General features: G+C 63.1%; 30 protein-coding genes. 10 read left to right on the top strand and 20 right to left on the bottom strand.

The features are described from left to right. Positions 1 to 28 precede the first annotated feature (28 nt). Positions 29 to 196, top strand: a complete 168-nt coding sequence (locus ACP691_RS13445) for a rubredoxin (RefSeq protein WP_040260336.1) — start codon at positions 29 to 31, stop codon at positions 194 to 196. Between the two features lie 198 nt (positions 197 to 394). Then, a complete protein-coding gene (locus ACP691_RS13450) occupies positions 395 to 664 on the top strand; it encodes an HU family DNA-binding protein (RefSeq protein WP_040260335.1) in 270 nt (89 codons plus the stop codon). 70 nt (positions 665 to 734) lie between these two features. Here ACP691_RS13450 and ACP691_RS13455 read toward each other — a convergent pair whose 3' ends face one another. The 6 genes from ACP691_RS13455 to exbB form a co-directional block, all read right to left on the bottom strand. Then, positions 735 to 2,138 (bottom strand): HDOD domain-containing protein, encoded by a 1,404-nt coding sequence (locus ACP691_RS13455; protein WP_426150816.1) that lies wholly within the window; start codon positions 2,136 to 2,138, stop codon positions 735 to 737. 77 nt (positions 2,139 to 2,215) lie between these two features. Beyond that, positions 2,216 to 4,291: an ATP-dependent DNA helicase RecG gene (gene recG / locus ACP691_RS13460; protein WP_426150814.1), complete on the bottom strand. Its 2,076-nt coding sequence runs from the start codon at positions 4,289 to 4,291 to the stop codon at positions 2,216 to 2,218. Next, positions 4,288 to 5,223 (bottom strand): LysR substrate-binding domain-containing protein, encoded by a 936-nt coding sequence (locus ACP691_RS13465; RefSeq protein ID WP_426150812.1) that lies wholly within the window; start codon positions 5,221 to 5,223, stop codon positions 4,288 to 4,290. The genes recG and ACP691_RS13465 overlap by 4 nt, the downstream gene beginning before the upstream one ends. A 90-nt stretch (positions 5,224 to 5,313) precedes the next feature. Further along, on the bottom strand, positions 5,314 to 6,045 hold the full coding sequence (locus ACP691_RS13470) for an energy transducer TonB family protein (RefSeq protein WP_426150810.1): 732 nt from the start codon (positions 6,043 to 6,045) through the stop codon (positions 5,314 to 5,316). Then, positions 6,042 to 6,467 (bottom strand): TonB system transport protein ExbD, encoded by a 426-nt coding sequence (exbD, locus tag ACP691_RS13475; RefSeq protein ID WP_040260329.1) that lies wholly within the window; start codon positions 6,465 to 6,467, stop codon positions 6,042 to 6,044. Before exbD ends, ACP691_RS13470 begins: the two co-directional genes overlap by 4 nt. 3 nt (positions 6,468 to 6,470) lie before the next feature. Next, on the bottom strand, positions 6,471 to 7,418 hold the full coding sequence (exbB, locus tag ACP691_RS13480) for a tonB-system energizer ExbB (RefSeq protein WP_426150807.1): 948 nt from the start codon (positions 7,416 to 7,418) through the stop codon (positions 6,471 to 6,473). A 157-nt stretch (positions 7,419 to 7,575) separates the two neighbouring features. Between exbB and ACP691_RS13485 the strand changes: the two genes are divergently transcribed. Next, positions 7,576 to 8,436 carry an SDR family oxidoreductase gene (locus ACP691_RS13485; protein WP_426150805.1) on the top strand — a complete coding sequence of 287 codons (861 nt, stop codon included), beginning with the start codon at positions 7,576 to 7,578 and terminating at the stop codon, positions 8,434 to 8,436. 37 nt (positions 8,437 to 8,473) lie between these two features. Here the strand turns inward: ACP691_RS13485 and ACP691_RS13490 are convergent, their stop codons facing one another. The 6 genes from ACP691_RS13490 to ACP691_RS13515 all read right to left on the bottom strand — a co-directional run bounded on the left by ACP691_RS13490 (position 8,474) and on the right by ACP691_RS13515 (position 13,747). Next, positions 8,474 to 9,205 (bottom strand): hypothetical protein, encoded by a 732-nt coding sequence (locus ACP691_RS13490; RefSeq protein ID WP_426150803.1) that lies wholly within the window; start codon positions 9,203 to 9,205, stop codon positions 8,474 to 8,476. A 51-nt stretch (positions 9,206 to 9,256) separates the two neighbouring features. Continuing rightward, a complete protein-coding gene (locus ACP691_RS13495; RefSeq protein ID WP_040260327.1) occupies positions 9,257 to 9,637 on the bottom strand; it encodes a RidA family protein in 381 nt (126 codons plus the stop codon). Positions 9,638 to 9,675: 38 nt separating this feature from the next. After that, on the bottom strand, positions 9,676 to 11,784 hold the full coding sequence (spoT, locus tag ACP691_RS13500; RefSeq protein WP_040260326.1) for a bifunctional GTP diphosphokinase/guanosine-3',5'-bis pyrophosphate 3'-pyrophosphohydrolase: 2,109 nt from the start codon (positions 11,782 to 11,784) through the stop codon (positions 9,676 to 9,678). A gap of 57 nt (positions 11,785 to 11,841) precedes the next feature. Beyond that, entirely contained in the window at positions 11,842 to 12,105 is a 264-nt protein-coding gene (rpoZ, locus tag ACP691_RS13505) for a DNA-directed RNA polymerase subunit omega (protein ID WP_040260325.1), read from the bottom strand. Positions 12,106 to 12,252: 147 nt separating this feature from the next. Further along, the gene (gmk, locus tag ACP691_RS13510) at positions 12,253 to 12,873 is read right to left on the bottom strand and encodes a guanylate kinase (RefSeq protein ID WP_426150800.1); all 621 of its coding nucleotides are present in this window, start codon (positions 12,871 to 12,873) and stop codon (positions 12,253 to 12,255) included. Between the two features lie 10 nt (positions 12,874 to 12,883). Then, positions 12,884 to 13,747 (bottom strand): YicC/YloC family endoribonuclease, encoded by an 864-nt coding sequence (locus ACP691_RS13515; RefSeq protein WP_426150798.1) that lies wholly within the window; start codon positions 13,745 to 13,747, stop codon positions 12,884 to 12,886. A gap of 202 nt (positions 13,748 to 13,949) precedes the next feature. On the opposite strand from ACP691_RS13515, the gene rph reads away from it, so the two are divergent. Continuing rightward, complete coding sequence (gene rph, locus ACP691_RS13520) at positions 13,950 to 14,672, top strand: ribonuclease PH (RefSeq protein ID WP_426150796.1); 723 nt, start codon at positions 13,950 to 13,952, stop codon at positions 14,670 to 14,672. Between the two features lie 24 nt (positions 14,673 to 14,696). Beyond that, the gene (locus ACP691_RS13525) at positions 14,697 to 15,062 is read left to right on the top strand and encodes a DUF4870 domain-containing protein (RefSeq protein WP_426150794.1); all 366 of its coding nucleotides are present in this window, start codon (positions 14,697 to 14,699) and stop codon (positions 15,060 to 15,062) included. Positions 15,063 to 15,098: 36 nt separating this feature from the next. Here the strand turns inward: ACP691_RS13525 and ACP691_RS13530 are convergent, their stop codons facing one another. Next, positions 15,099 to 15,878 carry an exodeoxyribonuclease III gene (locus tag ACP691_RS13530; RefSeq protein WP_040260320.1) on the bottom strand — a complete coding sequence of 260 codons (780 nt, stop codon included), beginning with the start codon at positions 15,876 to 15,878 and terminating at the stop codon, positions 15,099 to 15,101. Positions 15,879 to 15,959: 81 nt separating this feature from the next. Between ACP691_RS13530 and pyrE the strand changes: the two genes are divergently transcribed. Continuing rightward, positions 15,960 to 16,601 carry an orotate phosphoribosyltransferase gene (gene pyrE, locus ACP691_RS13535; RefSeq protein WP_040260319.1) on the top strand — a complete coding sequence of 214 codons (642 nt, stop codon included), beginning with the start codon at positions 15,960 to 15,962 and terminating at the stop codon, positions 16,599 to 16,601. A 2-nt stretch (positions 16,602 to 16,603) separates the two neighbouring features. Continuing rightward, a complete protein-coding gene (locus ACP691_RS13540) occupies positions 16,604 to 17,197 on the top strand; it encodes a DUF4124 domain-containing protein (RefSeq protein ID WP_426150791.1) in 594 nt (197 codons plus the stop codon). Positions 17,198 to 17,205: 8 nt separating this feature from the next. On the opposite strand, the gene argB is transcribed toward ACP691_RS13540, so the two are convergent. The 4 genes from argB to coaBC form a co-directional block, all read right to left on the bottom strand. Next, entirely contained in the window at positions 17,206 to 18,111 is a 906-nt protein-coding gene (gene argB, locus ACP691_RS13545; RefSeq protein ID WP_426150789.1) for an acetylglutamate kinase, read from the bottom strand. A 148-nt stretch (positions 18,112 to 18,259) separates the two neighbouring features. Further along, the gene (locus ACP691_RS13550) at positions 18,260 to 19,657 is read right to left on the bottom strand and encodes a phosphomannomutase/phosphoglucomutase (protein WP_426151125.1); all 1,398 of its coding nucleotides are present in this window, start codon (positions 19,655 to 19,657) and stop codon (positions 18,260 to 18,262) included. A gap of 1,234 nt (positions 19,658 to 20,891) precedes the next feature. Beyond that, on the bottom strand, positions 20,892 to 21,347 hold the full coding sequence (dut, locus tag ACP691_RS13555; RefSeq protein WP_426150787.1) for a dUTP diphosphatase: 456 nt from the start codon (positions 21,345 to 21,347) through the stop codon (positions 20,892 to 20,894). 3 nt (positions 21,348 to 21,350) lie between these two features. Next, positions 21,351 to 22,562: a bifunctional phosphopantothenoylcysteine decarboxylase/phosphopantothenate--cysteine ligase CoaBC gene (coaBC, locus tag ACP691_RS13560; protein WP_426150785.1), complete on the bottom strand. Its 1,212-nt coding sequence runs from the start codon at positions 22,560 to 22,562 to the stop codon at positions 21,351 to 21,353. Between the two features lie 150 nt (positions 22,563 to 22,712). Between coaBC and radC the strand changes: the two genes are divergently transcribed. Continuing rightward, the gene (gene radC / locus ACP691_RS13565) at positions 22,713 to 23,387 is read left to right on the top strand and encodes a RadC family protein (RefSeq protein ID WP_040260314.1); all 675 of its coding nucleotides are present in this window, start codon (positions 22,713 to 22,715) and stop codon (positions 23,385 to 23,387) included. A gap of 8 nt (positions 23,388 to 23,395) precedes the next feature. On the opposite strand, the gene ACP691_RS13570 is transcribed toward radC, so the two are convergent. Continuing rightward, positions 23,396 to 24,982: an ABC transporter substrate-binding protein gene (locus ACP691_RS13570; protein WP_426150782.1), complete on the bottom strand. Its 1,587-nt coding sequence runs from the start codon at positions 24,980 to 24,982 to the stop codon at positions 23,396 to 23,398. Positions 24,983 to 25,370: 388 nt separating this feature from the next. On the opposite strand from ACP691_RS13570, the gene rpmB reads away from it, so the two are divergent. Together rpmB and rpmG are read left to right on the top strand one after the other, a co-directional pair. Continuing rightward, a complete protein-coding gene (gene rpmB, locus ACP691_RS13575) occupies positions 25,371 to 25,607 on the top strand; it encodes a 50S ribosomal protein L28 (protein WP_040260312.1) in 237 nt (78 codons plus the stop codon). Positions 25,608 to 25,618: 11 nt separating this feature from the next. Then, positions 25,619 to 25,774, top strand: coding sequence for a 50S ribosomal protein L33 (gene rpmG / locus ACP691_RS13580; protein ID WP_003457707.1), 156 nt, complete (start codon positions 25,619 to 25,621; stop codon positions 25,772 to 25,774). A gap of 98 nt (positions 25,775 to 25,872) precedes the next feature. On the opposite strand, the gene ACP691_RS13585 is transcribed toward rpmG, so the two are convergent. Then, positions 25,873 to 26,076: an I78 family peptidase inhibitor gene (locus ACP691_RS13585; protein WP_426150779.1), complete on the bottom strand. Its 204-nt coding sequence runs from the start codon at positions 26,074 to 26,076 to the stop codon at positions 25,873 to 25,875. Positions 26,077 to 26,151: 75 nt separating this feature from the next. Beyond that, a complete protein-coding gene (locus ACP691_RS13590; RefSeq protein WP_426150777.1) occupies positions 26,152 to 26,514 on the bottom strand; it encodes a cupin domain-containing protein in 363 nt (120 codons plus the stop codon). Positions 26,515 to 26,645 lie beyond the last annotated feature (131 nt).

A 26,645-nucleotide genomic window follows, 5' to 3' on the forward strand; every position in this document is an offset into this window, starting at 1 on the left:
GGCTATAGCGGGTCAATGAGGCGATGCAATGAAAAAATGGCAATGCGTGGTATGTGGTTTCATCTACGACGAAGCAGCTGGCTGTCCGGAAGAGGGGCTGGCACCGGGCACCTCATGGGATGACGTTCCGGAGGACTGGCTATGCCCGGATTGCGGTGTAGGCAAGAATGACTTTGAAATGGTCGAAGTCATCTGAGGCGGGCATCGGCCAATTCACCGTCCAGTCCGTCGGAATCGGCTCGGAATTACCGGTATAAAGCGCGCCGCGCCACTGGCGCGGGTGCGCAGGGCGTGCCATTCTCGCTGGGTCAGCCGTGGATAGGGGTCCGCGTGCGCAGCGGCATGGGGTTACCTGGCCGGACATAACAACAAAAACCGTAAAGAGGCATCATTCATGCGCAAACCTGAGCTTACCCAGGCTATCGCCGAGAAAGCTGATCTCACCAAGGATCAGGCCAATCGCGTTCTAGAGATCATGCTGGACAAGATCACCCAGGCCGTTAACAAAGAAAACGTCACGCTGGTGGGCTTTGGCACGTTCGAAAAGCGCCACCGAGGCGCGCGTACGGGCAAGAACCCGCAAACCGGTGAGCCGGTGAAGATTCGAGCGAGCAATACCGTGGCCTTCAAGCCCGGGAAGAACCTGCGCGAGAGCATCGGCTAAGCGTACTGCTCCGGCGCCAGGCGGAAGGGCCGATGCCTCTCCGCCGACGCAGGCGCCGGGCGAGGTGCCTTCAACCCTGGCCGAACTGCTGGGCGAGCTCGCGCAGCAACTGCTCGGCATCCAGCACCTTGGTCACCACTTCGTTGGCCTTTTCCCGGGTGATGTCCAGGCGCTCGAGCAGCGCATCGGGGATGTCTTCCTCGACCTCGAAGCCCTTGCCGTGGGCACGCAGCAGGCGTACCGCCAGACACACCAGGTTGGCGTACACCGCATGCTCGCCGTCATAGCTGGCATCGTTCTGGTATTGCAGGGCGGTGACCAGTTCTTCGGGCATGTCCCAGTGTTTCATGAGCCAGGCGCCTACCTGTTCCCGGCTGATGCCCAGCAGGTGCTGCTCCACGAAGGCATGGGGCAAGTGGGGGTTGACTTCCAGATGGCGGCAAACCAGTGAGAAGTGCGGGGGAAACACGTGGGCCAGCAGCAGGTAGCCGAAGTTGTGCAACAGACCGCCGAGGTATGCCAGGCCCGCTTCCGGTCGCTGGGCACGAGGGATGGCCCGGGTCAGGCCTTCCACCACCGCGGCGGTGTACAAGGATTGCTGCCAGTAGGGCGTCGCCTGTTGTGGCTTGTCCTTGGGGAGTGTCAGGGTCTTGCCCAGCGCCAATCCCAGGGCCAGATTGATCACGAGGTCGAAGCCCAGCACACGCACGATGGCATCTTCAACCGAGCGGATCTTGCCCACCGATCCGTAGTAGGGCGACGCCGCCCAGCTGACTACCTGCGCCGCCAGGGCCGGGTCGGTTTCAACCACGCCGGTCACGTCATCGGTGCTGGCATCCGGGTCGACCCGCAGCTTGATGATTTTCTGCGCCGTGGTCGCCAGTGGCGGAATCTCGATGGTGTCTTCGAGACGCTGCTGGATCCGACGCGCGGTGAACGCCTGGACGCCCTTGGAAATGGTCGCCAGGGACCCGGTGAGGTCGCCCTGGGCGAGCTGCTTGGCCACGGGTTCACCGAAGCGCGCGGAGCTGGCATTGGCCAATGCCTTGCGGAACTGGTTCTGGTCCGTTGCGATTTCCAGCAGTACGCCAGGCTGGCCGGAAGCGACCAGTACGTACTCCATGTCGAGCAGGCGTTCGTCGTACATGCAGGCCGCGCTGACCGCCAGGGGAATGCCCGGAAGCTCGCCGAGGCTCAGTGGATCGAGCAGGCGCTTGAGCTTTTCCAGAGGAACCGCGGTCAGGGTCCGCCCACAGACTTCTGCCAATCGGGTCAGGTCCAGCAGTTGGTCCTTGCGCAGCAGCACCAGAAGCAGCCCGACAGCGTCCCCCAGCAATACCGCCTGTACTTGACGGGCCGGATTGAGCAGAGGTGTCTCGATCACCTCACGGTAAGCGATTCCGTGGGTTCGCAGCAGTTGCTCGATGGCTTGAGGGGCGTGCGGTGTCGCTACTTCCAGGGCAACTTCAGTCATGGCTGTATCCGAACGTTTACAAAGCGCCAGTATACCCATCTCAGGGAATTACGCGGGCAGGTTGAAGGAAAAGGCCTTTACACTTGGCCGAATTGCTGTCCATGGCGAAGCCAGCGCTCCAGCAGGGGCGTGACGTGGTCCGGCCACTCGGCCAGCAAGCGCTGGGCCGCTTCACGCACGGCGGGCAACAAGTGGGCGTCGCGCATCAAATCCGCCACCTTGAACTGTAGCAGGCCGGTCTGCCGTGTACCGAGCATTTCTCCGGGGCCGCGCAGCTCCAGGTCCTTTTCGGCGATCACGAAGCCGTCGTTGGTTTCCCGCATGATGCCCAGGCGCTCGCGGCCGATGAACGATAACGGAGGATGGTACAACAGCACGCAGTGACTGGCGGTACTACCGCGACCAACGCGCCCGCGTAGCTGGTGCAGCTGCGCCAGGCCCAGGCGCTCGGGGTTCTCGATGATCATCAGGCTGGCATTGGGCACATCGACGCCTACTTCGATAACGGTGGTGGCCACCAGCAGTTGCAACTCGCCCTGCTTGAACCTGGCCATGACCTCGGCCTTTTCGGCAGGCTTCATGCGTCCGTGCACAAGGCCTACACGAAGCTCGCCCAGGGCAAGCGTCAGCTCCTCGAAGGTGGTCTGCGCCGCCTGGCAGGTCAGCTCCTCGGATTCTTCGATCAGGGTGCACACCCAATAGGCCTGGCGGCCTTCGGCGCAGGCCGCGCGAACACGCTCGATCACCTCGATTCGCCTGCTGTCGGCCACCAGCACGGTATTGACCGGGGTACGTCCGGGCGGAAGCTCATCCAGGACCGAGGTATCCAGGTCGGCGTAGGCGCTCATCGCCAGGGTTCGGGGAATGGGTGTGGCCGTCATGATCAGCTGATGCGGGCAGAGTCGGCCATCCACGCCTTTCTGGCGCAAGGCCAGGCGCTGCTGCACACCAAAGCGGTGTTGCTCGTCGATGATGGCCAGGGCCAGGCGCGCGAAGCGTACTTCCGGCTGGAAAAGCGCATGGGTCCCGACCACCATGGGCGCACCCGCTTCGATTCGCTCCAGCGCGGCCTGGCGGACCTTGCCCTTGAGCTTGCCCGCCAGCCAGGCGACTTCGATGCCAAGAGCCTCGAACCAGCGCTGGAAGTTAAGGTAATGCTGCTCGGCCAGGATCTCCGTGGGTGCCATCAGCGCCACCTGGTAGCCTGCCTCGATGGCCTGCAAGGCCGCCAGGGCGGCCACTACCGTCTTGCCCGCGCCGACGTCACCCTGGACCAGACGCAGCATGGGCGCACTCTGGCTCAGGTCGTAGCTGATTTCCGCGCCTACCCGCTGCTGCGCCCCGGTTGGACTGAAACCCAGGTTGGCCAGGTATCGAGCCGGAAGCGTTCGGGCTGGGGGCAGCGGCGGCGCCTGCTGGGCGCGTAGGCTTTCACGCAGGCGCTGTTGAGAAAGCTGGTGAGTGAGCAGCTCTTCGAAGATGAGCCTTCGCTGTGCCCAATGATGACCTTCGGCAAGCTCTTCGACGTCGGCATCGGCTGGAGGCTGGTGCAGGTAGCGGATGGCCTGGTCCAGCGGGCCGAGCCGATGCTCCTGCGCCAGTGGTTCGGGTAGCCAGTCCGGCAGGCTGCGTGGCCCGAGCAGGGAAAGGCTTTGCAGGCACAGCTGGCGCAGGCGCTGCTGGGTCAGCCCTTCGGTAAGCGGATAGATAGGGGTCAGGGTCTGTTCCACTGGCGCCGGCTCGTCGCCGGTCAGGGCACGATATTCGGGGTGGTAGATTTCCAGCCCGGAAGCGCCGGGGCGGGCTTCGCCATAGCAGCGCAGGTGAGTGCCGCGCTTGAGCGCCTCCTTCTGGGCGTTGCTGAAATGGTAGAAGCGCAGGCTGAGCACGCCGCTGCCGTCTCCAAGGCGCACCAGCAGGCTGCGGCGCTTGCCCATGACGATGTCCGCCCCGCTGACCACGCCTTCGATGACTGCGTCCTGGCCTGGGCGGAGGCTGCCGATGGGCACTACCCGGGTGCGATCCTGGTAACGCAGGGGCAAGTGAAACAGCACATCCTGTACGGTCTCGAGCCCTACCCGCGCCAGCTTTTCGGCCATTGCCTCGCCAACGCCCTTGAGCGCGGTGACCGGTAGGGCTGCCAGTTCGGTCATACGGCTGCTTTGGCCGTCGCTGCCGGCGCCTTGGCCACGGAGCATAGCCGAATGGAGTCGGCGAGTATCTCGATGGCCTTCGGCCGGGGAAAGCTGGCGCGCCAGGCGATGGCAACCGTGCGGAAAGGCGCTGGCGCGGTCATCGGGCGAACCTCGATGACCCCGGGCGCATAGTGATGACTATGTACCGCCGAGAGCGGCAGCACCGACACGCCCAGGCCGGAAGCGACCATGTGGCGAATGGTTTCAAGGGAGCTGGACTCCACCGTGGTATGCCGCGATGCCTCGGCGCCCTTGCCCAGCGTCGGGCAGGCCTCGAGTACCTGATCGCGGAAGCAATGCCCTTCGCCCAGCAGCAACAGGCTCTTGTCGTTAAGCAGCGCCGGATCGATGGTTTCCTTGCGCGTCCAGGGATGGTCGCTGGGCATCAGCACCTGGAACGGCTCGTCGTAGAGCGGCAGGGTAAGGACGTCCGCTTCGTTGAAAGGCAGGGCGACGATGACGGCGTCCAGTTCACCGTTGCGCAGTTTGTCGCGCAGCAGATGGGTGAAATTCTCTTCGATATACAGCGGCATCTGCGGGGCTACCCGGTGCAGCTGCGGAATCAGGTGCGGGAAGAGGTAAGGGCCCACCGTGTAGATGGCGCCGACCTTGAGCGGCGCGGTGAGCTGATTCTTGCCAGCCTGGGCCAGTTCACGGATACCCTGGGCCTGTTCCAGTACCTTCTGCGCCTGGGCCACGATGCTTTCGCCCACCGGGGTCAGGCGCACCGCGCTCTTGCTACGCTCGAAGATGAGTACGCCGAGTTCGTCTTCCAGCTTCTTCACGCCGACCGACAGCGTGGGCTGGCTGACGTGGCAGCGTTCGGCGGCATGGCCGAAATGCTGCTCTTGCGCAAGCGTGACGATATAGCGAAGTTCTGTAAGAGTCATAACGGGCGTCCATGAAATTGCGGCCCCAGCATAGCGGCTGCCGTCGATAGACGCACGTTATCGAACTCTTTCCGTTGTATCAAAACCTGCTTAACGATCCCGCGTCAGGTTGAACGTGAAAGGCGCGCGCAGATTCACCGTTCCGTTGACCAGCCTTTCGGCGGGCGGAGCAGGCAAGGGTTGCGCCCGGTTGACGGCGCGCAGGGCCGCGCGATCCAGCAGGCTGCTGCCCGAACTGCTTACCACGCTGGCATCGAGCACACGTCCTTGGCTATCGAGCGTAAACGCTACCACTACCTGACCCTCGGTTCCTCGGCTACGGGCCTGGGGTGGATACTCCTTGAAGCGGCCCAGACGGCCCATGACCTCGCTTTCCCATTTGGGCGCCTGGCTCACCGGCGGGGCAGGCGGCTGCGGTGGCGCGGGTGGAGCCTTGGCCGGCGCGGCCGCGGGGGCTGGCGCGGGCTGCTCCACCGGAATCTCTTTCGCGGGCTCTGGCTTGGGCTGCGGCTTGGGTTGCGGTTTTGGCTTGGGCTTAGGCTTGGGCACCTCTATCACAGGTTTTGGCGCCTCGACCACCTTGGGCATCGGCGGCTCTTCCACTGGGCGCGGCGGTTGCACCACCGGTGGCGGTGGAACAGGCTCGGGCTCGGGCAGGGGAGCCAGCTCCATCATCATGGCGGGTGGCGGCGCCGGGGGCGGTGAAGAGGCGGACGACCAATTCAGTGCCAGCACAATGGCGATGGCGTGGAGCGCAAGCACGAAAGCGAGGCTGCCGCCATAGCGCGCGAAGCTCGGCAGGGGACGGCTGGCTGCGATCATTGCTTGCCTGCCGTCTCGAGACCTACCAGGCCGACCTTGAGATAGCCAGCGCCGCGCAGGGCATCCATCACTTCCATCAGGTCGCCGTAATCCACGCCCTTGTCAGCCTGGAAGAAGATAGTGGTGTCTTTCTTGCCATGGGTACGCGCGTCCAGGGCCTGGCCCAGGGACGCGCGATCCACGGCGTCATCGCCCAGGTACAGGCCTTTGTCCGCCTTGACGCTGAGAAACACCGGCTTCTCCGGTCGCGGTGCCGGCTTGGCCGTGGAGGCGGGCAGGTCCACTTTTATGTCCACCGTTGCCAGAGGAGCAGCCACCATGAAGATGATGAGCAGAACCAGCATGACGTCAATGAACGGCGTCACGTTGATTTCGTGGTTTTCGGCGAGCTCGTCAGCGCCTTCCTTAAGATGCAGGCCCATGGCTCAACCTACTTTGACCATGGGGTGAGGCTGGTTGCCACGCTCGGCTGGCTGGTGATCCAGGTCACGGCTGACCAGCAGCAACACTTCGGCGCTGGCATCGGCGACCTGGGCCTTATAGCCGGTAATGGAGCGTGCGAACACGTTATAGATGACCACGGCGGGAATTGCCGCTACCAGGCCCAGAGCGGTAGCCAGCAAGGCTTCGGCGATGCCGGGGGCCACGACCGCCAGGTTGGTGGTCTGGGTCTTGGCGATGCCGATGAAGCTGTTCATGATGCCCCATACCGTACCGAACAGACCTACGAAGGGGGCGGTGGAGCCGATGGTCGCGAGCACGCCTGTGCCGGCGCTCATTTTGCGGCCGCAGGCTGCTACCAGGCGCTCGAGGCGGAAACTGACACGTTCCTTGATACCGTCCTTGTCGCGTGCATTGGCCGATAGCCGCAGTTCTTCCATGGCGTCCTGCACCAGCAAGTGAGCCAGGGTGCCGGGCTGGTCGGTCGCCTCGCCAGCCGCGCGCAGGGTGGTGGCCTGCTTGAGGATCTGGATTTCCCGACGCAGACGGCGCTTGGCGCCAAGCACTTCCAGCCCCTTGGCGATCCACAGGGTCCAGGTGAGGATGGACGCGATCGCCAGGCCGATCATGACCGCTTTCACCACCACATCGGCGTTCTGGTACATGCCCCACGGGGACAGGTCATGGCCGAGGTTCAGGGCAGGGTCTTCAATGGCCGGAGCGTCTTCAGCCACCACCGGAGGGGGCACGGTGGAGTCCGCAGGGCCGTTGGCCGGTACGGAGGCGGCGGTGGCCGGGGTTTGCGTGGCGGCCACGTTATCGGCGAAGCTGGCCGGTGCCGCCAGGCTCAACAGCAGTGCGGCAAGAGCGCACCAGGCGCGTGGCGCAAAGCGAAGTGTGCGAAGCGAAACGGGAAGCGAGATGACATTCATGCTGGCCGAACCTGATTTAGGAAGGTGGCGGTCCATGCAGGCTGATGGACGCCGGGACAAAGGGTGCCTCATTATTGCAAGTAATTCTTAATAGCAGAAGCAATTGCGTCGGAAATTTCACAGGGCAAGCGCGCTCAGCGTCGCGGTAGAGGGCTTTATGGCAGTACCCAAGGTAATGATCGCGGGTTGCGGAGACATCGGTACGCGCCTGGCGGTGCGGTTGAAGGCGTTGAGCTGGGACGTCACGGGGGTGCGTCGTGACCCGGCGCGGCTACCCCAGGGGCTGCCGGGGCTGCAGGCGGATTTCAATGAGGCCGCATGCCCTTCCCAATGGCCCAGTGAGCCTGTGGACTACCTGGTATATGCGGTAGCGGCAGACCAGCACGATGAGGTCGGTTACCGTCGCGCCTATGTCCAGGGGCTGGGGCACGTACTGGGTTGGCTCGGCGAGCGCCAGCAAGTGCCCCGACGCTTGCTGTTCATTTCCAGTAGCAGCGTCTATGGGCAGACCGAAGGGGAATGGGTCGACGAAACCTCGCCCACTGTGCCGACAGGCTATGCCGGCCAAGTGATGCTTGAAGCTGAAAAGCTGGCGGCTTCGACCTCGATTCCCGCCACGGTGGTGCGCTTGACCGGTATCTATGGGCCGGGTCGGGAGCGCTTGCTCAACCAGGCCCGGCAGGGCTATCGCGCCTCGGCGCAAGTGCCGCAGTACGGTAATCGTATACACGCCGACGATGCCGCCGGGCTGATGGCTCACTTGCTTGAGCGGGACTGGGCCGGCGCAGTCCTGGGGGGCTGTTACCTTGGGGTGGACGACGAACCGGCTCCATTGCATGAAGTGCTGGATTGGCTTCGGCAGCGCATGGGCGTAACCGCGCCCTACCTGGAGGCGCCGCTGCGTCGCACAGGTAGTAAGCGTTGCAGCAACGCGGCCGCCAGAGCCACCGGCTGGGCGCCACGTTTTCCAACCTACCGGGAGGGCTATGCCGCACTGCTGGGCGCGGACGCTACATGATCCATTGCCATGGCCCGGGTGCCGGGCGGGCCAACCTTTAGCGCTGCAAGCGCCACACCACTGGCCCGGGGCGCAGGCTGGGCATTTCGTCGACAGCTGCCTGGTTGACCGCCTGGAAGATGTCCAGCTGGTCGTCACCATGCTGCAGGATATAGGCGTTACCCTGGGCGCCGCTTTGCAGCCATATACTGTCGAAGGCGCCGCTCATGGCCGCGCAGTCACCCCCCAGGCAAAGGGCGTAGCGATCCATGCCGCGCAGGCCCTCTACCCGGCCGTCGGGCAGGAACCGCACTTCGGCTCCAGCGTCGTCGCCCTCGATGATCTTCCAGTCACCGCCCATGTAGGCTTCGTACAGGCGTTGTTCGAAGCGCCCTCCGGGTGGCAGGGTGGGGAGGCTCGCATCGCTGCGTTCGAAATGCTGTTCGGCGGCCGCCTCGCTGGCCGCTTGCACCAGGGTTTTCCCGTCCAGGGTCAGGCTTTCGGAGCCATTGCCGTAGAAACTTACCTGCCAGGCATTCTTGCCGGTAGCGCTCAGGCTACCCTCGGCGACTTCGAAGCCGTTGCTGGCGGTGGCTGTGTTGGCTTGCGCGTCGATCTGCCATTCGAGGGTGGGGCCCATGCCCAGGAGAGCCTGGCGCAGGTTGCCGCCCTTGACCGCAGCCTCGATGGCGCTTTCATTGACCCAGACGCCGCCAGCATCGGCCGGATGACTGGCGCAACCCGAAATGACCGCAGCCAGCAAAGGGATCGCCATGAACAGGGTGCGCATGAGGTGTCCTTGCACGAAAGGCGGCAAGCCAGCGAAGGCCCGCCGTTGGGTTCATTCCAGGACCAGGATAGCGTCCATTTCCACCTGCGAACCCTTGGGCAGGGCTGCCACGCCAATGGCGGCGCGAGCTGGGTACGGCTGCTGGAAGTAGCGGCCCATGATCTCGTTGACCGTGGCGAAGTTGCTCAGGTCGGTCAGGAAGATGTTGAGCTTGACGATGTCTTTGAAGGAGCCGCCAGCGGCTTCGGCTACCGATTTCAGGTTCTCGAACACCTGGATGGTCTGGGCCTCGAAGCCTTCGACCAGTTCCATGGTGGCTGGATCGAGCGGAATCTGCCCCGACATGTAGACGGTGTTGCCCGCCTTGATGGCCTGGGAGTAGGTGCCGATGGCGGCGGGTGCCTTGTCGCTGTGGATAACGCTCTTGGTCATTGCAAATTCCTTGTTGTAGTGGCCGGTGCGCCGCGAACCTAGGCCCGCATGCGCGTGATTCGTATGACTCCGTTCAGAGCACGCAGCTTGCGGATGACGCGAGCCAGATGGATGCGGTCGTGTACGCTCACCACCAGGTGCACCACGCTGGTCCGGCCGTCCCGCTCGTCCATGCTGATCTTCTCGATGTTGCCATCGGCGGCATTGACGCTGCTCGCCAGCAGGGCGATCAGGCCACGCTGATGTTCCAGCTCGATGCGCAGCTCCACGTTGAATTCGCCGCTTACATCCTTGGCCCAGGCCAGCTGGATGCATTTCTCGGGGTTATGGCGTACTTCGCTGATGTTTCGGCAGCTTTCCAGATGCACCACCATGCCCTTGCCCGCCGAGAGATGGCCCACGATCGGATCGCCGGGAATAGGGGTGCAGCACTTGGCGTAGCTGAGGACCAGGCCCTCTGTGCCACGAATCGCCAAGGGGCTTTCATGGCTGGGCGAAGCCTCGCCTTCGGAAGCCAGCATCCGCCGGGCGACCACGTAGGCCATGCGGTTGCCGAGACCGATGTCTTCGAGCAGGTCTTCGATGACTTCCAGACGATATTCGGCCAGCAAGTGCTGGATACGTTCCGCGGGAATCAGGTCCAGGGAGGCATCGAAGCTGTTGAGCACCTTGTTCAACAGACGCTCGCCCAGGCTCACCGATTCCGAACGGCGTTGCAGCTTGAGCGCGTGACGAATGTGAGTGCGAGCCTTGCCCGTCACCACGAAGTTCAGCCAGGCCGGATTGGGGCGAGCCCCTGGCGCGCTGACGATTTCTACCGTGGAGCCGCTTTGCAGAGGCTCGGACAGTGGGGCCAGGCGCCGGTTGATGCGGCAGGCGATGCAGCTGTTGCCCACGTCGGTATGTACGGCATAGGCGAAGTCCACCGCCGTCGACCCCTTGGGCAGCTCCATGATCTTGCCCTTGGGCGTGAATACGTAGACCTCGTCCGGGAAGAGGTCGATCTTGACGCTTTCGATGAACTCCAGCGAGTTGCCGGCCCGCTGCTGGAGCTCCAGCACGCCCTTGACCCATTGGCGTGCGCGCGCATGGGTGCCCTTGGGCAGCTCATCGTTATTGGACTTGTACAGCCAATGGGCGGCGATGCCGTTGTTGGCCATTTCTTCCATTTCCCGGGTGCGGATCTGGATCTCGATCGGCACGCCGTGCATGCCGAACAGCGTCGTATGCAGGGATTGGTAGCCATTGGCCTTGGGAATGGCGATGTAATCCTTGAAGCGTCCCGGCAGGGGCTTGTACAGGTTATGAACGGCGCCTAGCACGCGGTAGCAGGTGTCCACCTTGTCCACTACGATGCGGAAGGCATAGACATCCATGATCTCGTTGAAGGCCCGGCGCTTGCCGCGCATCTTCTTGTAGATGCCGTAAAGGTGCTTCTGACGGCCGCTCACGTCTCCTTCGATACCGTCCACGGCCAGGCAGTTGGCCAGTGAGTGTTCGATCTTGGCCACCAGCTCCTTGCGATTTCCGCGGGCGCGCTTGACGGCCTGGTGGATGCGCTCGGAGCGCATGGGGTGCATGGCCTTGAAACCCAGGTCTTCGAATTCCACGCGCACGTTGTGCATGCCAAGGCGGTTGGCGATGGGCGCGTAGATTTCAAGGGTTTCCTTGGCGATGCGGCGCCGTTTTTCACCGGAGAGCACTTCCAGGGTGCGCATGTTGTGCAGCCGGTCGGCCAGCTTGACCAGGATCACGCGAATGTCGCGAGCCATGGCCATGGCCATTTTCTGGAAGTTTTCCGCCTGGGCTTCGGCCTTGGTCTCGAAGTTCATCTGGGTCAGCTTGCTGACACCATCGACCAGTTCGGCCACGGTTTCGCCGAACTGGGCGCAGAGCGCTTCCTTGGCGATGCCGGTATCTTCGATGACGTCATGCAGCATGGCCGCCATCAGGCTCTGATGGTCCATGTGCATGTCGGCGAGGATGTTCGCCACCGCCAAGGGGTGGGTCACATAGGGTTCGCCGCTGCGGCGGCGTTGGCCGTCATGGGCCTGTTCGGCGTAATAGTAGGCCCGGCGGACCAGGTTGACCTGGTCCTGACCGAGATAGGTCGACAAGCGCTCGGCGAGAACGTCTATGCCTGGCAAGGAGAGCCCTCCTGGCCGGTTGGCGGCTTCGCGGCGATGGGTCGACAGGGCATACGCTTAGACGGCCTCGTTGGCCTCGTCCTCGAACGCAGTGAACAGCGGTTCTTCATCGACGATCTCAGCCTCGGCGATTACATCGTAATCGACCAGGCCCGCGGCGATCTCGCGCAGGGCTACCACGGTAGGCTTGTCGTTTTCCCAACCCACCTTGGGCTCCTTGCCGCCGGTGGCCAGCTGGCGGGAGCGCTTGGTGGCGAGCATGACCAGCTCGAAGCGGTTATCGACATGTTCCAGGCAGTCTTCAACGGTCACGCGGGCCATGGTCTTCCTCGTACAAATACAGTGAGCGCCCACCTACGGCGGGTCAGCGGACTGGACAGTTTAAAAAATCACCAGCCCGAATGGAAGGGCCACCGCTGGGCGAAGCGGTATTTCTACGCCCGTTGGTCAGCGAGGCGCGGCCCAGGCTCAGGCCAGCAGCCCCTGGAGCAGCGTTTCGTGCCGGGCATGCTGCAGAGGCTGGTTCAGACGGTTGGCCCGGAAGATGGCCTTGAGGTCCGCCAGCGCGGTATCGAAGTCATCGTTGATCACCAGGTAGTCGTACTCGACGTAATGGCGCATTTCGTTGACCGCCTCGCGCATGCGCCCTTCGATGATCGCTTCGCTATCCTGGCCCCGGTTGGTCAGGCGCTGGCGCAGCGCTTGCTGGGACGGTGGCAGGATGAAGACGGAGCGGGTGCCAGGGATGAGCTGACGTACCTGCTGACCACCTTGCCAGTCGATCTCCAGGATCAGATCCAGGCCAGCGTCGAGGGTGCGCTGCAGGCTGCTGCGAGAGGTGCCGTAGAGGTTGCCGAACACCTCGGCTCGCTCCAGGAAGTCTCCATGCTCGACCATGCCCAGGAAAGTCTCGCGATCGACGAAATGGTAGTTGACGCCGTTCACCTCGCCCGGGCGCATGGCCCGGGTAGTGTGGGACACCGACACCCGGATACTGGGGTCGGCGCCGGTCAGCGCGGTGACCAGGCTGGTCTTGCCAGCGCCGGAGGGCGCGGAAACGATGTAAAGGGTGCCGGGGGTCGGTTTCATGGAAGTCGCCTTACTCAATGTTCTGCACTTGCTCGCGCATTTGTTCGATCAATACCTTGAGGTTGACCGCGGCCTGGGTGCTGCGTGGGTCGAAGGCCTTGGAGCCGAGGGTATTGGCTTCGCGATTCAGTTCCTGCATCAGGAAGTCCAGCCGCCGGCCGGCCGCGCCGGCGCTGGAGAGCACCCGGCGTACTTCGCGCACATGGGTGGTCAGCCGGTCGAGTTCCTCGGCCACGTCGCTTTTCTGGGCCAGCAATACCAGCTCCTGTTCCAGGCGCGCCGGGTCCAGCTCGGCCCGGACCTCGGCGAACCGGTCCAGTATTTTCTGCCGCTGGGTGGCGAGCATCTGGGGTACCTGCTCGCGCAATGTGTCGATTTCCACGGTCATGGCATCGAGTCGCTCGTTGATCAATCGGGCCAGTTCGGCACCTTCGCGGGCGCGGCCGACCTTGAGTTCCTCCAGTGCATCGTTGAACAGCCCGAGGACGCTCGCTTGCAGCGCCTGGGCATCCATCGCCTGGGTGACCATCACGCCCGGCCAGGCCATCACCTGCAATGGGTCGATGGGCGCGCAGCTTGCTGTCAGCGCAGCCACGGCCTCGGCCGAGGCGATCAGCTCCCGGGCACGCGCCAGGTCCAGGCGAGGTGCCTGGCTGGCCGCGTCCTCGTTCAGCCGCAGGGTGCATTCCACCTTGCCACGTGACAGGCCGACGCGCAGGGCATCGCGCACCGCGCCTTCGAGTTCGCGGAAGGCATCGGGCAGGCGCAGGTGGGGCTCCAGGTAGCGATGGTTGACCGAGCGTAGTTCCCAGGACAGCGTGCCCTGGGCCTCGGCGCGCTCGGCCCGGGCGAAGGCGGTCATGCTATGGACCATGGCGAGGAGACCTCATGATGACCGCGCATGAAGGCAGCGGCGCGGGAGAAGAATCGAGGCGCAAGAGTGTACCCCAACCAGGGGCAGGGCCCCAAACCGTGAAAGCGCCCGGCCGGGTGTCGTATGTAGCCTTTTTAAATACCTGGGACGCCATCCGGCCTTTATACTGTTCGCCAGTTTTTCATTGCGTACAGGTAGCCAGATGAAACGTCCAAGTGGTCGCGCCGCCGACCAGCTCCGTCAGATCCGCATCACTCGCAACTACACCCGGCATGCGGAAGGCTCGGTGCTCGTCGAGTTCGGTGATACCCGGGTTATTTGCACTGTCAGCGTTGAAAACGGAGTGCCTCGCTTCCTCAAGGGTCAGGGCCAGGGCTGGCTGACCGCCGAATACGGCATGCTTCCGCGGGCTACCGGCGAGCGGAACCAGCGCGAAGCCAGCCGAGGCAAGCAGGGTGGGCGGACTCTGGAAATCCAGCGACTGATCGGCCGCTCCCTGCGTGCCGCGCTGGACATGAGCAAGCTGGGCGACATTACGCTGTACGTGGACTGCGACGTGATCCAGGCTGACGGCGGTACGCGCACTGCCTCGATCACCGGGGCAATGGTCGCCCTGGTCGATGCGTTGAAAATGGTCAAGAAGCGCGGCGGCCTCAAGGCTGGCGACCCGCTCAAGCAGATGATCGCCGCGGTGTCGGTAGGCATGTATCAGGGTGAGCCGGTACTTGACCTGGACTACCTCGAAGACTCGGCCGCCGAGACGGACCTGAACGTGGTGATGACCAGCGCCGGTGGCTTCATCGAGGTACAGGGTACCGCCGAAGGCGCGCCGTTCCAGCCCGAGGAGCTCACTGCTATGCTGGCGCTGGCCCAGAAGGGCATGGTCGACCTATTCGAAATACAAAAAGCTGCCCTGGCGCAATAAGGCCCGGGCTCGAGGAGAAGTGACATGGATGAGCGACTTCCACCTGCCGGCCCTACCTCTGAAGCCCGCCAGTGGGGCATGTTCTGCCACCTGGCGGCGTTTTTGGGATTCGTATTCCCGTTCGGCAATCTGATCGGCCCCTTGGTGGTCTGGCAACTCAAGAAAGACCGTAGCGCCTTCATCGATGCCCAAGGCAAGGAGTCGGTGAACTTCCAGATCACCGTGACCCTGGCTTCGCTGGTGTGCTTCCTGCTGTTCTTTATCCTGATCGGCCTGCCGTTGCTCGGGCTGGTGGCCATCCTGGCGATCGTTTTCACCATCATCGCCGCCATCAAGGCCAACGAGGGTGTGAACTACCGCTACCCGCTCACCCTGAGGCTGATCCGCTGATCCGCTGCCTGGCGGGGCGGCATGGCGGCCGCCTCGTCAGATGGTCAGGGTCCAGTCGTAATCGACGATGAAGGGCGCGTGCTGCGAAAAGCGTGGCTGACGCGGCAGCCGCGCGCTGCGCACGAAGCGCCGTAGGCCAGGGGTAAGCAGCTGGTAATCGAAGCGCCAGCCCAGGTTGAGCATTTCCGCCTGCTCGCTATCAGGCCACCAGCTGTACTGGTCGCCTTCGCGACTGACCTCGCGCAGAGCGTCCACGTAACCCATGTTGCCGACGATTTCGTCCATCCATGCCCGCTCCGGCGCAAGGAAGCCTGGCGATTGCTGGCTGTCGCGCCAGTTCTTGATGTCCAGCTTCTGTTGGGCCACGTAGAGCGAGCCGCAATAGATGTATTCACGCCGCTTGCGCCGCTGCTTGTCCAGGTAGCGGGCGAAGTCGTCCATCAGCTTGAATTTCTGATTGAGCTCTTCGTCGCCGCCGCGCCCGGAGGGGAACAGCAGTGTAGCGATACTGACTTTGTCGAAATCCGCTTGCAGGTAACGGCCGAAACGATCGGACGTTTCGAACCCCAGGCCACTGATGATCGCCTTGGGCTGCAACCGCGAATAGAGCGCGACGCCCCCCTGGGACGACACTTCCGCGTCGGCCGCATACAGGAAATAGCCATCGAGCTGATAAGCGGAATCGTCCAGTTCGAACGCCGAGGCACGGGTATCCTGCAGGCAGATCACGTCGGCGTTCTGGGCTTGCAGCCAGCTGAGCAAGCCACGCTCGACCGCTGCCTGAATCCCATTGACGTTCACACTGATGATCCGCATAAATGGCCCCAAAAATCTCGTGCGTGTATGATACCCGAGGTCAAGTTATTTAGCTAAATCCGTGGTATTCAGGACTTTTACATGCAAGCCTACCAGCGTGACTTCATTCGTTTTGCCATCGAGCGCGGCGTGCTGCGTTTCGGCGAGTTTACCCTGAAGTCCGGGCGCGCCAGTCCTTACTTCTTCAACGCCGGCCTGTTCAATACGGGCTCGGCCCTGGCCCGTCTGGGGCAATGCTACGCATCGGCGATCGTCGACAGCGGCCTGAGCTTCGATGTGCTCTTCGGCCCCGCGTACAAGGGTATCCCGCTGGCGTCGGCGACGGCGGTGGCCCTGGCCGACAAGCATGGCCGTGACGTGCCCTGGTGCTTCAACCGCAAGGAAGCCAAAGACCACGGCGAGGGCGGAAGCCTGGTGGGTGCGCCGCTGCGGGGCGACGTCCTGATCATTGACGATGTGATCACCGCGGGCACTGCCATTCGTGAGGTGATGACCATCATCCAGGCGGAGCAGGCCAGGGCCGCCGCCGTGCTGATCGCCTTGAACCGCCAGGAGCGGGGCAAGGGCGAGTTGTCGGCCATCCAGGAAGTCGAGCGCGACTACGGTATCCCGGTGGTGAGCATCGTGTCCCTGGACCAGGTCCTGGAATACCTTGCCGAGGATGCCCAGCTCAAGCAGCACCTTCCCGCCGTGCAAGCCTATCGCGCCGAGTACGGGATCTGACCATGGGCCGCGGCCTGGGCTGGTCGCTGGGGCTGCTGCTCCCATTGGCCGCCCTGGCCACTCAGCCGGCTCCGCCCGTACAGCTCTATCGGTATACCGACGATCGCGGCGTGATCGTGCTGGACCGCCAGGGGGTGCCTCCTGAGTTCATCTCCAAGGGGTATCAGATCCTCAACGCCCAGGGCCGCGTGCTGCAAACGGTACCCCCGGCGCCTACCGCCGAAGAGGTTCAGGCTGCCGCCGCGCGGCGCGCCCAGGCCGAGGCGGATGCCAAGCTGCGGGGGCGCTACAGCAGTATCGAGGATCTGGAGCGTGCCCGGCAGCGCCAGTTGGGCGAGATCGATGGCTTGTTGACCGCCACCCAGGGCGACAGGCAAAGGCTCCAAGCCCAGCAGGCATCGCTTCAGGGCGACGCGGCCAACCAGGAGCGTAACGGGCAGCCTGTATCGCAGGGCGTACTGGATCAGCTCGAGGCGGTCCGCCAGCGCCAGGCCGAGCTGGATGCCCAGTCTCTCAGGTACCAAAGGATGCGCGACGACACGAACCGCACCTTCGATGCGGATCGTGCGCGCCTGCAGCAGCTATTGGCGCCCTGATCGCGGTTTCATTGCCGCTTGGCGTTGCTGATCAAGGTCCCGACGCCAACGTCGGTGAAGATTTCCAGCAGTACCGCGTTGGGTACTCGCCCATCGATGATGTGAGAGCTGTTCACGCCGCCTTGCACCGCTTCCAGTGCGCAGCGGATCTTCGGCAGCATGCCGCCATAGATAGTGCCATCGGCGATCAGCTCGTCCACCTGCTCGGTGGTAAGGCCGGTAAGCACCTGGCCGTTCTTGTCCATCAAGCCGGCGATGTTGGTCAGGAGCATCAGCTTCTCGGCCTTCAGGGCCTCGGCCACCTTGCCCGCCACCAGGTCGGCGTTGATGTTGTACGATTCGCCATCGGCACCGACGCCGATAGGCGCGATCACGGGAATGAAGTCGCCCTTGACCAGCATGTTCAGCAGCTCGGTATTGACGCCGCTGACTTCGCCGACCAGGCCGATATCGATGATTTCAGGCTTGTCCATGCCAGGGGTTTGCCGGGTAACCGTCAGCTTGCGCGCGCGGATCAGTTCCGCGTCCTTGCCGGTAAGGCCGATGGCGCTGCCACCGTGCCGGTTGATCAGGTTGACGATGCTCTTGTTCACCTGGCCACCCAGAACCATTTCGACCACGTCCATGGTCTGGGCGTCGGTGACGCGCATGCCGTCGATGAAATGGCTTTCGATGTCCAGGCGCTTGAGCAGGTCGCCGATCTGCGGGCCGCCACCGTGTACGACCACCGGGTTGATACCCACGGCCTTCATGAGTACGACGTCACGAGCGAACCCGGTCTTGAGTTCCTCGCTTTCCATGGCGTTGCCGCCGTACTTGATGACCAATGTCTTGCCGACGAAGCGTCGGATGTACGGCAAGGCCTCGGAGAGTACCTTGGCGACATTGGTAGCGGCATCACGATCGAGGATCATGCAGGGCTCCTGAAGTGGGGAAGCGCGTACGGGAGGCTGCCTGGAGCAATCGGCACAGGCAGGGGATGCGCAGTCTACTCCCTGTAAACGCGCATTCCGAGCCTGTTTTTAAACGTCTATCGCAAGGCTGCAGCCAGCACGGCTGCCGTTAGAAAGGCACCTTGAGGTCAGGAGCTACGCGCAGCAGTTGCTCACGGAACACACCCTTGATGCGCTCGAGTTCGGCATCATCCTCGGCCTCGAACCGCAGTACCAGCACGGGGGTAGTGTTGGAGGCGCGCACCAGGCCCCACCCCTTGGCATAGTCGACACGAACGCCGTCGATCTTGTTGAGGCTGGCATCGCCCCACTGGGCGTCCTGGATCAGCGCCTCGATGATGCTGAACTTGCTTTCCTCGGTGACCTTGATGTTGATTTCCGGCGTGGAAACGTCGTTCGGGAACTTGGCGAAGACGGCTTCGGCGGTTTCGCTCTTCTGGCTGAGGATTTCCAGCAGGCGCGCGGCGCTGTAGATGCCGTCGTCGAAGCCGAACCAGCGTTCCTTGAAGAATACGTGACCGCTCATTTCACCGGCCAGCAAGGCGCCGGTTTCCTTCATTTTTTTCTTGATCAGCGAGTGGCCGGTCTTGTACATGACCGGACGGCCTTGATAACCCTCTACCAGCGCTTTCAGACGGCGGCTGCATTTAACGTCATAGATGATGTCCGCGCCCGGATTGCGCGAGAGCACGTCCTGGGCGAACAGCATCAGCAGGCGGTCAGGATAGACCACGGTACCTTCGTTGGTGACCACGCCTACACGGTCAGCGTCGCCATCGAACGCCAGGCCCAGGTCCGCGCCGGTTTCCTTGACCTTGGCGATCAGGTCTTCAAGGTTTTCCAGCTTGCCCGGGTCCGGGTGGTGGTTGGGGAAGTTGCCGTCAACCTCGCAGAACAGCGGGATGACCTCGCAGTTCAGCTTCTCGATCAGCTGTGGCGCGATGACTCCGCCGACACCGTTACCGCAGTCCACGACCACCTTCAACTTGCGTGGTACGGCAATGTCTTTCTGAATGTAGGCATCGTACTGGGAAAGGATGTCGACTTTTTCGATGCTGCCTTGGCCCTGGGCCAGGTCGTTGTCGCGGATGCGTTCGTACAGCTTCTGGATCTGTTCGTTGGCCAGGGTGTCGCCAGCGATGATGATCTTGAAGCCGTTGTAGTTGGCAGGGTTGTGGCTGCCGGTCAGCATCACCCCAGACTTGCCCTTGAGCACGTTGGCGGCGAAATAGAGCGCGCCGGTAGGTACCATGCCCACGTCGCTGACATGGCAGCCACTGTCGGCCACGCCCTGAATCAGTTGCTGGACCAGTTCAGGCCCGGACAAACGGCCATCGCGACCTACGCTCACATGCGGCTCGCCCTGGGCCAGGCTCTGGGTGCCAATGGCGCGGCCGATCCAGTAGGCAGTATCGGCAGTGAGGGTGTCACCCACGATGCCGCGGATGTCATAGGCGCGGAAAATGCTCGCGGGAACCTGGGGGGCGACTTGTGCAATGCTGTTCATAGCGGGGGAATGCTCCATTCGCAGGAAGTCCTGGTCGGCATCGAGGGTTGCGACACCGAGTACGTCAGTCTCTTGAAAAAGTGGCCGCGCGCTTCGCGACTCGGCTGAGTCTCGAGGGTCTGCAACCGGGGCACTGCGAGTCGTAATGCCGTTTGGGTTGGCTCCCATGGGGGCGCCGGGGTTGATTCGAGCCTCGCTCGGCGTGAGCCTGGCGATGGCCTGGGCCACCCCGTTCAGCTCTGCAAGGCTCAAACTGAACGCTTTGACGTTTTTTCCGCCGGAGAGTTCGTCCACCAGTTGATTCAATTGACGAGCGTCTTCACGCAGCCGGGCGCGGAGGTTGCGCACTACCAGTACCACCGCTACCCAGAACGCGCCGGCGGCGATCAGCAAGGCTGCCAGGCCGAGCACGAGGGAGATCCATGGCGTGGGCGCGTCATAAGCGGCGCCCGGGGTGAAGCGCAGGGTCCAGTTAGGGTTGCCAAGATCAAGGGCATAGGGGCGGGCATTGCCTGGCCTGCCAGCCTGGTACACCACCTGCACCGGGCCATCGCCAAACCGTTGCTGGAACAGCAGCTCGCCCGCCTGCTCGGGGAGGGTGGGCAACCCGCGCAGTATCCGCTGTGCATCGACAGCCAGCAGTACGGTGCCCAGTACCTTCTGGCTGCCGGATGCGCGCACGGCGGCCACGCTGTAGATAAGCCAGCCTTGACCGGCACGTTGCGCCTCCAGTGGCGGCGGCTGGCCGGCTTCGGCGCGGCGGAGCAGATCGAGGGCGGCAAAAGTGAAGGGCGCGGCGCGCTGATTGTCAGGCTCACCCTGGCCCAGGGGCGTGAGCACGGCGTCGACGACGCCGTCTCGGTAACGCAGGCCGGCCTCGGCGTTGCGCAGCCGCGCGCTATCACCGCTCTGCAGCGCCGCCGCCAGGGCAGGGTCGTTGGCTGCCGCCTGGGTATCGGCCACTATCTGGGCAAACCCTTGGCGCAAGGTAGCGGCCTGGGCTGACGCGGCCGATTGTGCCAGCTGCCAGCGCCAGGCCTGTTGCGAGGGGCCTGGCAGGGCGATCCAGACCAGCAGGGCCGCCACCAGCAGGCCGATGGCGGCTACCACGAGGCCCGGACGCAGTAGCTGCAGTTCGGAAGCGCCGTCATGCCCGGGCGCCGTGGGGGCTTGTTCCATGATGCCTTTCACAACCGCTCCTTGTGTCTGTCCTTGAAGGGCCCCGCTAAGTCGCTCAGTGGCTCCCGGAATGTCCGAAGCCGCCCGCGCCCCTCTGGCTCTGATCGAACGCCTCGACTACCTCGAATCGTGCCTGCACCACCGGAACCAGCACCAACTGCGCAATCCGCTCGCCCACGGCAATTTCAAAAGCGCTCTGACCACGGTTCCAGCAGGACACCATCAACTCACCTTGATAATCCGAATCTATCAGGCCTACCAGGTTGCCCAATACGATGCCGTGCTTGTGGCCAAGGCCCGAGCGGGGCAGCACCAGCGCCGCCAGACCTGGGTCGGCGATGAAAATCGACAACCCTGTTGGAATGAGGATGGTCTGGCCGGGTTCGAGGGTAACGTTCGCCGACAGCATGGCTCGCAGGTCAAGGCCGGCGGAGCCCGGCGTGGCGTAGTCCGGCAGAGGGAAATCATTGCCCAGGCGGGGGTCGAGGATACGGGCTTGCAAAGCGTGCATGGGTTACTGAACCTGTTGAAGACGGGTCGCGATAAGTGCGATCAGCTGGCGGGCGATCTTGCCCTTGCTGGTTTGTGGAAGCAGCGTTTCATTGAGCTGGCGGTCGATGACGCTGCAGGCGTTTTCTTCGCTATTGAAGCCGATACTGGGGTTGGCGACATCGTTGGCCACGATCAGGTCAAGGTTCTTGTCGCGCAGCTTGCGCGCGGCGTAGTCCAGAAGATGTTCGGTTTCAGCGGCGAAGCCTACGCTGAACGGCCGATCCGGCCGCCCGGAAAGGGTGGCGAGGATATCCGGGTTGCGGACCATGCGCAGCATCAGGCCATCCGCGGTGGAAGGGTCTTTCTTGAGCTTCTGCGGGGCGATGACCTCCGGGCGATAATCAGCCACGGCCGCCGATGCGATCAGCAGGTCGCAAGGCATCGCTGCCTCGCACGCCGCGAGCATGTCGCGCGCGCTGACCACGTCGATCCGGTTGACCCGGTCCGGCGTGGCCAGGTGCACCGGGCCGCTGACCAAGGTCACCCGCGCGCCGGCCTCGACCGCGGCCTCGGCCAGGGCGAAACCCATTTTCCCCGAGCTGTGATTGGTGATGTAGCGCACCGGGTCAATGTTTTCCTGGGTAGGGCCGGCGGTGATCAGCACGTGCTTGCCGGTCAGGGCCTGGCGCTGGAAGCAATCGGCGGCCAGGTGGGCCAGGTCGGCAGGCTCGAGCATGCGTCCCAGGCCGATGTCACCGCAGGCCTGGCTTCCGGCGGCCGGCCCGAAGACTTTCAATCCGCGAGCCTGCACGGTTTCCAGGTTGGCCTGGGTGGCTGGATCTCGCCACATGGCCTGGTTCATGGCCGGAGCCAGGGCCACGATGGCATCCGTTGCCAGTACCAGGGTGGTCAGCAGGTCATTGGCAAGGCCCTGGGCCAGGCGCGCGATAAGGTCGGCGGTAGCCGGCGCGATGAGCACCAGGTCGGCCCAGCGGGCCAGTTCGATATGGCCCATGGCCGCTTCGGCCGCCGGATCGAGCAGGTCCAGGTGCACGGGGTGGCCAGAGAGCGCCTGCATGGTCAAGGGCGTGATGAACTCGCTGCCGCCACGAGTCATGACCACGCGCACCTCGGCGCCTTGCTCGAGAAGCCGGCGCACCAGCTCGGCGCTCTTGTAGGCGGCTATGCCGCCGCCGACCCCGAGAACGATGCGTTTTCGATACAGCCGCTGCATTGGGCCTGCCTTTGTCCGCTTGTGGTTACGATCTGAAACGATCCCTGGACCCGGCCCGGTGAAGCCCGGGGCCGACGCCAAAAAAGTTGGGCTAAGATAGCACAGCGTCTGCTACGGAACAGCGGCGCCCCAGGCCCACAAGGAGGAACCATGGCCATACGAGACTGGCCCGAGGCCGAGCGCCCACGGGAAAAACTACTCAGCCGAGGCGCCCAGGTGCTCAGCGATGCCGAGCTACTGGCCATTTTCCTGCGTACCGGTGTCAAAGGTTGCAACGCGGTGGAGCTGGCCCGTCGCCTTCTGGATGAGCTAGGGGGATTGCGAGGCCTGTTGCAGGCCGATCTGGCGCGCTTCAGTGGTCAGCCTGGCCTGGGCGAGGCCAAGTATGCGCAGCTGCAGGCAGTACTGGAAATCGCTCGCCGGCATCTGGCCGAGCAGCTCAAGCGTGATTCGGCCCTGGAAAACTCCACCGCTGTCAGGGCCTACCTCAAGGCCATGCTGCGTCATGAGCCCCACGAGGTCTTCGGCTGCCTTTACCTGGATTCACGCCATCGGGTGCTGGGCTTCGAGGCGCTTTTCCACGGGTCCATCGACAGCGCCAGCGTCTACCCTCGCCAGGTGGTCAAGCGCGCCTTGGCCCATAATGCCGCGGCGCTCATCCTGTGTCACAACCACCCCTCAGGCGTGGCCGAGCCCAGCCAGGCAGACCGTCAACTCACCCAGCGAATCAAGGAGGCCTTGGCCTATATCGATGTGCGGGTGCTCGACCATTTCATCATCGGCGAAGGTGAGCCGCTGTCCATGGCCGAGCTCGGGCTGATGTAGGCGGCCTGTCAGTCCACGCTCACGCGGGTGAAGTTCTGCCGCCCGAATGGATTGGGTTGGTAGCCTTTGACATTCCTGGCCGCCAGTACCGTGACCTGCGGGTGCGCCAGCGGGAGCCACAGCGCCTGCTTCTGGATAACCGCTTGAGCCTGGCGGTACAGCTCACCGCGCTCGGCTTGCGCGGTGGTCGCCTTGCCTTTGGAGATCAGCCCGTCGAGCGTCGGATCACAGAAGCGCGCGAAGTTGGTGCCCGACTGCACAGCCGCGCAGGAAAACTGAGGTGTGAGGAAGTTGTCCGGGTCTCCGTTGTCTCCCGCCCAGCCCATGAATAGCAGGTCATGCTCGCCGGCCTTGGCGCGCCGGATAAGCTCACCCCATTCCAGGGTGCGAATCTGGGCCTTGATACCGATTGCTGCAAGGTCCGCCTGAAGCATCTGGGCGCCAGCGGTGGGGTTAGGGTTTAGCAGGCTCCCGCTGGGGCGCGTCCACAGGGTAGTGCTGAATCCCTCCTTCAGGCCGGCATCCGCCAGCAGTTGGCGAGCCTTGGCCGGGTCGTGCGCATAGGGTTGGGCATCGCCCGCGTAGCCCCAGGTCGTAGGCGGATAGATACCGTTGGCCGCTTGAGCGGTACCTTCGAACACCGCTTTCAGATAGCTCTGTTTATCGAAGGCCAGGTTGATCGCCTGGCGTACCTGGGGTTTGTCCAGCGGGGGATGCTGGGTGTTGATGGCCACGAATGCGGTCATGAAGGCTGGTGTTTCAAGCCGCTGCAGTTTTTCATCTCCTTGCGCGGCGGCGATGTCCTGGGGTTTGGGCGAGAGCGCGAGCTGGCACTCACCGGCACGCAGGCGCTGCATGCGCGTGTTCGGGTCCGGACTGATGGCATAGATGAGCGGGTCTACCGCGGGTTTGCCGCCGAAGTAGTCCGGGTTCGCCTTGAAGCGCACCTGGGCATCTTTCTGATAGCGCACGAAAATGAACGGGCCGGTACCCACCGGTTGGCTGTTGAGTTTTTCCGGCGTGCCGGCCTTCATCAATTGCGCGGCATACTCGGCCGAATAAATAGAGGCGAAGCCCATGCTCAGGGTAGCGAGAAAGGTCGCGTCCGGGCGATTGAGCACGAAACGCACCGTAGCGGGGTCGGGCGCATCCACTTGCCTGACCAGGGCGGGCAACTGCATGGACTGCGCATGCGGGAAGCCGCTCTGGGCGACCTTATGCCAGGGGTTGGCCGTGTCCAGCATGCGGTTGAAACTGAACACAACGTCTTCGGCCGTCAGCTCGCGGCTGGGCTTGAACGCGTCCGTGCTATGGAAGCGCACGCCTTTGCGCAGGTTGAATGTGTAGGTCAGGCCATCGGGGCTGACTGACCAGCGCTCGGCCAGGTCAGGTACTACCTTCCCGGCCTGGGCGTCATAGTCGACGAGGCGGTCCATCAACACGTCGGCCGATGCATTGGTAGTGGTCAGCGAGTTGTACTGCACCACGTCGAAGCCTTCCGGGCTGGCTTCGGTACAGACGGCCAGAGGTTTTGCCTGGGCGAGGGCGCAAAAGCCGAGCGCGGCGAACAATAGCGAGGTTGACGCAAGACGCATGGTCGATTCCTTGGCGAGAGTAAGGGCCATCTGCCGGCGCAGTCTGGAAAATACTTAACCTAGAGATCTTCATCCGTTTCTGCCATTCAAATTTTCCGTGTGCCTCGACCAGCGGCGAATCCGCGCAACCCTGTCAGAGCAGGCACTGGGTTGGCCAACACCGCTGGACGGCGCCTTGGCCTGTTGTCGCCGGTTGGGGTTTCTGGTATAAAGCAGCGCTCTTTTCTAGGGGTAGGGCGTTTCGCTCAGCGGGCGAGCCTGTCTGGCCGACCTGTCAGCCCCTGCGAAACACGGTGTTTGAACGGCTTTGCGCCTTCGCGCCATTTTGACTGAGAGATAAAGCGGCCAACCCATGCCGGGTTGGGCATGTGGTTTAGAGGGCTGAGGCATGTCGAGAGTCTGTCAAGTTACCGGTAAGGGTCCGGTAACCGGGAACAACATTTCCCACGCAAACAACAAAACCCGTCGTCGTTTCCTGCCGAACCTGCAGCACCATCGCTTCTGGGTCGAGTCCGAGAAGCGCTTCGTGCGCCTGCGCGTATCCGCCAAGGGCATGCGTATCATCGACAAGCGTGGCATCGACGCCGTTCTGGCTGACATTCGCCGCGATGGCATCAAGGTCTAAGGGAGAGAATCATGCGTGAATTGATCCGTTTGGTGTCGAGCGCCGGTACTGGCCACTTCTACACCACCGATAAGAACAAGCGCACCACCCCCGACAAGATCGAAATCAAGAAATTCGATCCTGTGGTTCGCAAGCACGTGATCTACAAGGAAGCCAAGATCAAGTAATTGGTCCCAGGCGCGAAAAAACCCGCATCGTCAGATGCGGGTTTTTTTTTGCCTTCCATGCGCTGAAGTCAGCTCAAGGCAAGCTCCTCGACGCAGGCTCAGTTGAAGGCGAAGCCTTGGACATTGCCATTCCCGTCAACCCTGATGTGAACTCGCTGAGGGTCGAACTCCATTGTGCTGATTTCATTCGGCCCCAATACTCGATCACGGCCGGTTTCCTTACTGATGGTCGTCTTCATGCTTTCGTCGTAGGGCGTACCGATCAGATAGCTGTAGCGCTGGGTGATTTCTTCATTGGTCATGGTCCTGCTCCTCGATGAATGAGCCCGGGTATTCGGGCCGGGCTCATCTTCCACGGCGCAGCCTTGCCCATTGCGTTACTTATTTGCTTCGAAGACCACGTAGACCTTTCGGCAGGGCTCGAGCACTTCCCAGGTCCCCTTGAACCCGGCGGGAATGACGAAGCGGTCCCCAGCGCGTACGGTTCTAGCGCCACCGGCTTCGTCACGAATCACCGAAACGCCCTGGAGGATTTCGCAGTATTCGTGTTCGCTGTAGTTGACCGTCCAGTGGCCTATGGCCCCTTCCCAGACGCCAGCGGAGAACTGCTGGCAAGGGCTGCTGTAATGGTTGAAAACCGCCTGGTCGGGCTGGCCCGCGATGATCTTTTCCGGAGCGGGCTGGTAGCGCACCGGGTCTGGCGTGGCTACGGCAAAGTCTAGAATCTGCTCGACACTCATCACGGTCTCCTGGTTTGTTCAATAAAACGCACATGAGACTGCCGAATGCTTCATGGTGTCAAATATATTGAAAGCTGCGCGGCAGTGGTTTAGGGTGAACGCCTTTGGCCGAGCTTGGGTCCGGTGCCTGT

Source organism: Pseudomonas sp. DC3200b2 (assembly GCF_049895785.1).
GTDB classification, from domain to species: domain Bacteria; phylum Pseudomonadota; class Gammaproteobacteria; order Pseudomonadales; family Pseudomonadaceae; genus Aquipseudomonas; species Aquipseudomonas massiliensis.

Bases quoted from the DNA above. Each gene is read 5' to 3' on its own strand.
- ACP691_RS13445 (WP_040260336.1), top strand. From the start codon at position 29: ATGAAAAAATGGCAATGCGTGGTATGTGGTTTCATCTACGACGAAGCA.
- ACP691_RS13450 (WP_040260335.1), top strand. From the start codon at position 395: ATGCGCAAACCTGAGCTTACCCAGGCTATCGCCGAGAAAGCTGATCTC.
- ACP691_RS13455 (WP_426150816.1), bottom strand. From the start codon at position 2,138: ATGACTGAAGTTGCCCTGGAAGTAGCGACACCGCACGCCCCTCAAGCC.
- recG (WP_426150814.1), bottom strand. From the start codon at position 4,291: ATGACCGAACTGGCAGCCCTACCGGTCACCGCGCTCAAGGGCGTTGGC.
- ACP691_RS13465 (WP_426150812.1), bottom strand. From the start codon at position 5,223: ATGACTCTTACAGAACTTCGCTATATCGTCACGCTTGCGCAAGAGCAG.
- ACP691_RS13470 (WP_426150810.1), bottom strand. From the start codon at position 6,045: ATGATCGCAGCCAGCCGTCCCCTGCCGAGCTTCGCGCGCTATGGCGGC.
- exbD (WP_040260329.1), bottom strand. From the start codon at position 6,467: ATGGGCCTGCATCTTAAGGAAGGCGCTGACGAGCTCGCCGAAAACCAC.
- exbB (WP_426150807.1), bottom strand. From the start codon at position 7,418: ATGAATGTCATCTCGCTTCCCGTTTCGCTTCGCACACTTCGCTTTGCG.
- ACP691_RS13485 (WP_426150805.1), top strand. From the start codon at position 7,576: ATGGCAGTACCCAAGGTAATGATCGCGGGTTGCGGAGACATCGGTACG.
- ACP691_RS13490 (WP_426150803.1), bottom strand. From the start codon at position 9,205: ATGCGCACCCTGTTCATGGCGATCCCTTTGCTGGCTGCGGTCATTTCG.
- ACP691_RS13495 (WP_040260327.1), bottom strand. From the start codon at position 9,637: ATGACCAAGAGCGTTATCCACAGCGACAAGGCACCCGCCGCCATCGGC.
- rpoZ (WP_040260325.1), bottom strand. From the start codon at position 12,105: ATGGCCCGCGTGACCGTTGAAGACTGCCTGGAACATGTCGATAACCGC.
- gmk (WP_426150800.1), bottom strand. From the start codon at position 12,873: ATGAAACCGACCCCCGGCACCCTTTACATCGTTTCCGCGCCCTCCGGC.
- ACP691_RS13515 (WP_426150798.1), bottom strand. From the start codon at position 13,747: ATGGTCCATAGCATGACCGCCTTCGCCCGGGCCGAGCGCGCCGAGGCC.
- rph (WP_426150796.1), top strand. From the start codon at position 13,950: ATGAAACGTCCAAGTGGTCGCGCCGCCGACCAGCTCCGTCAGATCCGC.
- ACP691_RS13525 (WP_426150794.1), top strand. From the start codon at position 14,697: ATGGATGAGCGACTTCCACCTGCCGGCCCTACCTCTGAAGCCCGCCAG.
- ACP691_RS13530 (WP_040260320.1), bottom strand. From the start codon at position 15,878: ATGCGGATCATCAGTGTGAACGTCAATGGGATTCAGGCAGCGGTCGAG.
- pyrE (WP_040260319.1), top strand. From the start codon at position 15,960: ATGCAAGCCTACCAGCGTGACTTCATTCGTTTTGCCATCGAGCGCGGC.
- ACP691_RS13540 (WP_426150791.1), top strand. From the start codon at position 16,604: ATGGGCCGCGGCCTGGGCTGGTCGCTGGGGCTGCTGCTCCCATTGGCC.
- argB (WP_426150789.1), bottom strand. From the start codon at position 18,111: ATGATCCTCGATCGTGATGCCGCTACCAATGTCGCCAAGGTACTCTCC.
- ACP691_RS13550 (WP_426151125.1), bottom strand. From the start codon at position 19,657: ATGAACAGCATTGCACAAGTCGCCCCCCAGGTTCCCGCGAGCATTTTC.
- dut (WP_426150787.1), bottom strand. From the start codon at position 21,347: ATGCACGCTTTGCAAGCCCGTATCCTCGACCCCCGCCTGGGCAATGAT.
- coaBC (WP_426150785.1), bottom strand. From the start codon at position 22,562: ATGCAGCGGCTGTATCGAAAACGCATCGTTCTCGGGGTCGGCGGCGGC.
- radC (WP_040260314.1), top strand. From the start codon at position 22,713: ATGGCCATACGAGACTGGCCCGAGGCCGAGCGCCCACGGGAAAAACTA.
- ACP691_RS13570 (WP_426150782.1), bottom strand. From the start codon at position 24,982: ATGCGTCTTGCGTCAACCTCGCTATTGTTCGCCGCGCTCGGCTTTTGC.
- rpmB (WP_040260312.1), top strand. From the start codon at position 25,371: ATGTCGAGAGTCTGTCAAGTTACCGGTAAGGGTCCGGTAACCGGGAAC.
- rpmG (WP_003457707.1), top strand. From the start codon at position 25,619: ATGCGTGAATTGATCCGTTTGGTGTCGAGCGCCGGTACTGGCCACTTC.
- ACP691_RS13585 (WP_426150779.1), bottom strand. From the start codon at position 26,076: ATGACCAATGAAGAAATCACCCAGCGCTACAGCTATCTGATCGGTACG.
- ACP691_RS13590 (WP_426150777.1), bottom strand. From the start codon at position 26,514: ATGAGTGTCGAGCAGATTCTAGACTTTGCCGTAGCCACGCCAGACCCG.